The 5,745-nt window shown below is 71.5% G+C and carries 6 protein-coding genes and 1 pseudogene; 4 read left to right on the forward strand and 3 right to left on the reverse strand.

Annotated features, from left to right (window positions below; genetic code table 11):
* Nucleotides 1-1,109 (reverse strand): S1C family serine protease (locus tag VFM98_RS18865; protein ID WP_325111437.1); only part of this gene is annotated, 1,109 nt, incomplete at its 3' end.
* A 58-nt stretch (nt 1,110-1,167) separates the two neighbouring features.
* Nucleotides 1,168-2,439, reverse strand: a complete 1,272-nt coding sequence (locus tag VFM98_RS18870) for a hypothetical protein (RefSeq protein WP_325111438.1) — start codon at nt 2,437-2,439, stop codon at nt 1,168-1,170.
* Nucleotides 2,440-2,530: 91 nt separating this feature from the next.
* Here VFM98_RS18870 and VFM98_RS18875 point away from each other — a divergent pair, with 91 nt between their 5' ends.
* Nucleotides 2,531-3,289 (forward strand): Nif3-like dinuclear metal center hexameric protein, encoded by a 759-nt coding sequence (locus tag VFM98_RS18875; protein ID WP_325111439.1) that lies wholly within the window; start codon nt 2,531-2,533, stop codon nt 3,287-3,289.
* 32 nt (nt 3,290-3,321) lie between these two features.
* Nucleotides 3,322-4,338 carry a 4-hydroxythreonine-4-phosphate dehydrogenase PdxA gene (pdxA, locus tag VFM98_RS18880; RefSeq protein ID WP_325111440.1) on the forward strand — a complete coding sequence of 339 codons (1,017 nt, stop codon included), beginning with the start codon at nt 3,322-3,324 and terminating at the stop codon, nt 4,336-4,338.
* An 8-nt stretch (nt 4,339-4,346) separates the two neighbouring features.
* On the opposite strand, the gene mscL is transcribed toward pdxA, so the two are convergent.
* Nucleotides 4,347-4,796: a large conductance mechanosensitive channel protein MscL gene (gene mscL, locus VFM98_RS18885; RefSeq protein WP_325111441.1), complete on the reverse strand. Its 450-nt coding sequence runs from the start codon at nt 4,794-4,796 to the stop codon at nt 4,347-4,349.
* A 137-nt stretch (nt 4,797-4,933) separates the two neighbouring features.
* On the opposite strand from mscL, the gene petA reads away from it, so the two are divergent.
* Nucleotides 4,934-5,533 (forward strand): ubiquinol-cytochrome c reductase iron-sulfur subunit, encoded by a 600-nt coding sequence (petA, locus tag VFM98_RS18890; RefSeq protein WP_325111442.1) that lies wholly within the window; start codon nt 4,934-4,936, stop codon nt 5,531-5,533.
* 4 nt (nt 5,534-5,537) lie between these two features.
* A pseudogene (locus VFM98_RS18895) lies at nt 5,538-5,745 on the forward strand (cytochrome bc complex cytochrome b subunit); the annotation flags it as partial.

Below are 5,745 nucleotides of genomic sequence, written 5' to 3' on the forward strand. Positions count from 1 at the left end.
CCGGGCGTGACCGTGACGTCCACGCTGTCGTCGCGCCGCTGCAGCTTGAAGGGCGTCGCCACGCCGGGCTTCAACGCGGCGACGGTCGACAGCAGCTCGGAGACGTTGGCGACGTCCTTGCCGCCCACCTGCACCACCACGTCGCCCGGCCGCACGCCGGCCTGGGCGGCGGGGCCGTTCTGCAGCACGCCGGTGATCAGCACGCCCTTCTTGGCCTTCACCCCGAAGGTCTCCATCAGCTCGGGGGAGAGATCCGCCGGTTCCACGCCGATCCAGCCGCGCGTCACCACGCCGTCCTTCACGATCCCTTCGAGCACCAGCTTGGCGGTGGAGACGGGGATGGCGAAGCCGATCCCCATGCTGCCGCCCGAGCGCGAGTAGATCGCCGTGTTGATGCCCATCAGGTTGCCGTTGACGTCCACCAGCGCGCCGCCCGAGTTGCCCGGATTGATGGCCGCATCGGTCTGGATGAAGTTCTCGAAGGTGTTGATGCCCAGCTGGTTGCGCCCCAGCGCGCTGACGATGCCGCTGGTGACCGTGAGGCCCACGCCGAAGGGGTTGCCGATGGCCAGCACCTGGTCGCCCACCTGCAGCGCATCCGAGTTGCCGAGCGTCATCACCGGCAGCCGGTCCAGGTTCACCTTCAGGATCGCGAGGTCGGTCTCGGGGTCGGTGCCGATCACCTTCGCGCGGCCCTTGCGGCTGTCGTTCAGCACCACCTCGATCTCGGTGGCGCCCTCGACCACGTGGTTGTTGGTGAGGATGAAGCCGTCCGCGCTGATGATGACGCCGCTGCCCAGGCCGCTTTGCGGCACCGCGCCCTGGTCGCCGAAGAAGAAGCGGAACCAGGGGTCGCTGGAAGAGGGCCGGTCCGCCTTGCTCGTATTGATGCTCACCACCGCCTGCGAGGCCTTCTGCGCCGCGGAGCGGAAGCTGCCGGCCGGCGGCGGCGCGCCGGGCAGCGTGGGCACCTCCTGCAGCGCGACGCCGGTGGACGCGCTCGTGACGGGGCGCCGGTTCACCCACTCGGGCTTCATCGTGATCACGACGAAGTACGCGGCCAGCAGGATGGTCACCGCCTGGGAGAAGACGAGCCAGTAACGTCGCATTTTCTCGGGCTTGCGGAAAACCCAAGTGTATGCGCGATGGGCGGCCCCGCTGCGCCGCTTACTGCAGCGCGAGCGAGGACGCCGCGGCGCGCTCGCGCTCGCGCCGGCGCCGCTGCCGCCGGCTCCAGCGCGCCTCCTCCACCGGCACCGGCTGGCCGCTGGCCGGATCCCGGGTGGCGGCGCGCGAGCGCATGGCGCGCGCCGCTTCGGCCAGGCGCTGCGCGTCGTCGAGCACGTCCTCGACTTCGGGATGGACGGGCGCCAGGTGCACCAGGCCGACACCCATGTCCACCCGCACGCGCACCGGGTCGCCGTTGCGGCCCGTCACCTCGATCGGGCGGCGCAGGCTGGCCGCCAGGCGCAGCCCCAGCCCGCGCAGCCAGCCGGGGCCGGGGATCGTCTCCACCAGCGCCACGAAGCAGCGGTCCCAGTAGCGGCCGACGGGGTTGACCACGCCCACCTGGCGCTGCAGGCGCGCCGCCACCGTCATCCACACCTCGTTCAGGCCGGCGGCGCCGACCTGGATCGCGATCCGGTCGGCATCGAAGATGGTCACCGCCACCAGCGCGCCCTCGCGCCGCGTGCGCCGCCGCCGCTGCTGCGACGCCACCAGGCGCTGCACCAGCGCGGCGCTGCTGTGCACCTTGGTGACGGGATCGACGGCCGGCACGCTGCCGCTCTCGCGCGTGCGCCAGGCCTGCCGCTCGCGCCGCCACAGCATGCGGCCGGTGAGCGCATTGGCGAGCGTCGCGCTCAGGGCCACGCCAGCCTGCGTGAGCGCCGGCCAGGCCGCCAGCTCCATCGCCAGCACGTACAGCCCCGCGAGGGCCGGCAGCGTCAGCATGCAGCCGAGCGCCATCGGCAGTGCCAGCCGGTCGCCGAAGGTCCAGGCGCGGAAGGTGAGCCAGCAGGTGAGGGCGCTGGCCGCGAGCGACAGCGCCGCCGCCGCGGGCAGCTGGTCCTCGACCGGCAGCCGCAGGACCGCCAGCGCGAGCAGCGGCACCGCGCAGGCCGAGCCGCGCAACAGGCCGGCCATCAGCCGGTCGCGCTGGCCGGCGGCGAGCCAGCCGTGGATCCAGAAGTTGGCCAGCGCGACGCACACCGGCCCGGCCAGCACCTGCAGCCAGTGCAGCCGCGGTGCGTGCGCCGGGGCGAGGCGGGGCAGCACGCCGCTGAGCACCAGCACCAGCAGGAACACGCTCAGGTGGTAGCCCACCGCCCGCAGCTTGGCCGCGCTCGGCTGCGCAACCAGATCCCCCGTGCGCGCCAGCGCCACCGCGCCGATCGCGCCCAGGGCCATGCACCACACCATCAGCGTCAGCGTGTCCATCGCGGCTCCAGGGGCAGGAGCGGCGATGTTCGCGCCGGCGCGCGCGCGGCGCCGTAGCAGAATGCGGGCTGATCCTTGTGACCTTTCCCCCATGACGCACCGGAGCGAACTGCTGCAAGCCTTCGACACCCTGCTGGCGCCCGAGCGCTTCCGGGACTACGGCCCCAACGGCCTGCAGGTGGAGGGCCGCGCGGAGGTGCGGCGCATCGTCTCGGGCGTCACCGCCAGCCGCGCGCTGATCGAGGCGGCCATCGCGCGCGAGGCCGACGCGATCTTCGTGCACCACGGCCTGTTCTGGCGCGGCCACGACGGCCGCATCACGGGCTGGATGAAGCAGCGTCTCGCGCTGCTGCTCGCGCACGACATCAACCTGTTCGCCTACCACCTGCCGCTCGACGCGCATCCCGAACTGGGCAACAACGCGCAGCTCGGAAAGCAGCTCGGGTTGCAGGCGACGGCGCGTTTCGGCGAGCAGGACCTGGGCTTCCTCGGCGAGCGCGCCGACGGTGCGGAGTTCGCCGACAGCGAGGCGCTGGCGCTCAACGTGCGCAAGGTGCTGGGCCGGCCCATCACCTGCGTCGCCGGGGCGAGTGGCCCGATCCGCCGCATCGCCTGGTGCACGGGCGGCGCCCAGTCGTATTTCGAGGCCGCCATCGCGGCCGGCGCGCAGGCCTTCCTCACCGGCGAGATCTCCGAGCCGCAGGCGCACTACGCGCGCGAGTGCGGCGTGGCCTTCCTCGCCTGCGGCCACCACGCCACCGAGCGCTATGGCGCGCCCGCGGTCGCCGCGCACGTCGCGCAGCAGCTCGGGCTCGAGCACGCGTTCGTCGACATCGAGAATCCGGCGTGAGCGCCGCACGTGGCCCGGCAGGCGGGAAGCCGGTGAAGCGAATCGCGATCACCCTGGGCGATCCAGCCGGCATCGGGCCGGAGATCATCGCCAAGGCGTTCACGCAGGCGCCGGAACTCACGCAGGGCTGCTTCGTCGCCGGCGACCTCGCCTGCCTGCGACGCGGCGCCGCCGCCGCCGCGGGCGAGCGGCCGCCGCTGCCGATCGCGCTGGTCGGCTCGGTGCAGGAGCTCGCGCAGGTGCCGCCGCGCTGCATCCCGCTGCTGCAGGTGGGTGCGCCGCTCGAAGCGCCGCCCCCCTGGGGGCAGGTGAACGAGGCGGCCGGGCGGCTGGCGGCCAACGCGGTGCTGTGGGCGGCGAGCGCGGCGCTGCGCGGCGAAGTGGCGGCGATCGTCACCGCGCCGCTGCACAAGGAAGCGCTGTCGGCGGCGGGGCTGCCCTATCCGGGCCACACCGAGCTGCTGCAGGCGGAGGCGGCGGCGCATGCCGGCGTGGCGCTGGAACGCATGCCGGTGCGCATGATGCTGGCCAACGACGAACTGCGCACGGTGCTGGTGAGCATCCACGTGGCGCTGCGCCAGGCGCTGGAGGCCGTCACCTTCGCCAACGTGCGCGAGACCCTGCGCATCACCGATGCGGCACTGGCGGCGATGCTGGGGCGGCGCCCGCGCATCGCGGTGGCGGGGCTCAATCCGCACGCGGGCGAGGGCGGGCTGTTCGGGCGCGAGGAGATCGAGGTGATCGCCCCGGCGCTGCAGGATGCGCGGGCGGCCGGCCTCGACGTGCACGGCCCGTTCGCGCCCGACACGGTGTTCATGCGGGCGCGCCGCGGCGAGTTCGACGTGGTGGTGGCGATGTACCACGACCAGGGCCTCATCCCGGTGAAGTACCTCGGGGTGGAGAAGGGCGTGAACGTGACCCTGGGCCTGCCGCTGGTGCGCACCAGCCCCGACCACGGAACCGCCTTCGACATCGCCGGCACGGGCCGGGCCGACGCCTCGAGCCTGGTCGAGGCGATCCGGATGGCGAAGCGGCTGGCCGGCGGGTAACCGGGGCCTTACGCCCGCACCCGCAGGCTGTCGCGGATCTCCCGCAGCAGCAGCACGTCCTCCGGCGGCGGCGCCGGTTCGGTCGCGGCGGCGGCGGCCGGCGGGCTCTCGAAGCGGCGGCGCAGGCGATTGACCTGCCGCACCATCAGGAAGATCACCCAGGCCAGGATCACGAAGTTCAGGGCCACGGTCAGGAAGTTGCCCCAGGCCAGCACCGGCACGCCGGCCTTCTTCAGGGCGTCCAGCGTGGTCGCCGTGCCGGGCGGGATGTCGCCCAGCACGATGAACAGGTTGGAGAAATCGAGCTTGCCGACGATGCGGCTCAGCATCGGCATGACCACGTCGCCGACCAGGGAGTCGACGATCTTGTTGAACGCGGCACCGATGATGACGCCGACCGCCAGGTCGATCACGTTGCCCCTGACCGCGAACTCGCGGAATTCCTGCAGCACCTTCATGGACGCTCCTCTGGTTGTGACGGTGCGGGAGTATGCGTCAGGCGGGCGCACGCTAGCGAGCCCTTCAGTCGTGCTGACACGCTCCGCTACAATCGCCGGTTGACCCTTAATCAGCAAAAGTTCCTCGAGGATCTTCAATGAGCAACTCCACGGTGGACGCCAGCAAACGGACGTGGCTGATCACGTCCAGCTGCGTCGGGGCGGTGGGCGCAGGTTTCGCTGCGGTGCCCTTCGTCAGCAGCTTCCAGCCCTCCGAACGCGCCAAGGCCGCCGGCGCCCCCGTCGAAGTCGACATCTCCGCGCTCCAGCCGGGTCAGAAAATGACCGTCGAATGGCGCGGCAAGCCGGTGTGGATCCTGCGCCGCACCCCGGCGCAGATCGCCGAACTGCCCAAGCTCGATCCGCAGCTGGCCGACCCGAAGTCCGAGCGCACGGCCTATCCCACGCCCGATTACGCGAAGAACGAGGTGCGCTCCATCAAGCCCGAGATCTTCGTCGCAATGGGCATCTGCACGCACCTCGGTTGCTCGCCCACCGACAAGTTCCAGCCCGGCGCGCAGCCCTCGCTGCCGGACGACTGGCAGGGCGGCTTCCTGTGCCCGTGCCACGGCTCCACCTTCGACCTCGCCGGCCGCGTGTTCAAGAACAAGCCGGCGCCGGACAACCTCGAAGTGCCGCCGCACATGTACCTGTCGGACACCCGCCTGCTGATCGGCGAAGACAAGAAGAGTGCCTGAAGCCATGGCTGCCGAATTCAAGGAAATCTCCCCCAACGCGAGCACGGGCGCCAAGGTCAACAACTGGCTCCAGAACCGCTTCCCGACCGCGTACGACGCGTACAAGGTCCACATGTCGGAGTACTACGCTCCGAAGAACTTCAACTTCTGGTACTTCTTCGGCTCGCTGGCGCTGCTGGTGCTGGTGATCCAGATCGTCACCGGCATCTTCC

The sequence above is a fragment of the Ramlibacter sp. genome (assembly GCF_035706265.1).
GTDB lineage: Bacteria > Pseudomonadota > Gammaproteobacteria > Burkholderiales > Burkholderiaceae_C > Ramlibacter.

What these genes read in the sequence shown, in the direction of transcription:
- VFM98_RS18870 (WP_325111438.1), bottom strand. Translation starts at nt 2,439, where the DNA reads ATGGACACGCTGACGCTGATGGTGTGGTGCATGGCCCTGGGCGCGATC.
- VFM98_RS18875 (WP_325111439.1), top strand. Translation starts at nt 2,531, where the DNA reads ATGACGCACCGGAGCGAACTGCTGCAAGCCTTCGACACCCTGCTGGCG.
- mscL (WP_325111441.1), bottom strand. Translation starts at nt 4,796, where the DNA reads ATGAAGGTGCTGCAGGAATTCCGCGAGTTCGCGGTCAGGGGCAACGTG.
- petA (WP_325111442.1), top strand. Translation starts at nt 4,934, where the DNA reads ATGAGCAACTCCACGGTGGACGCCAGCAAACGGACGTGGCTGATCACG.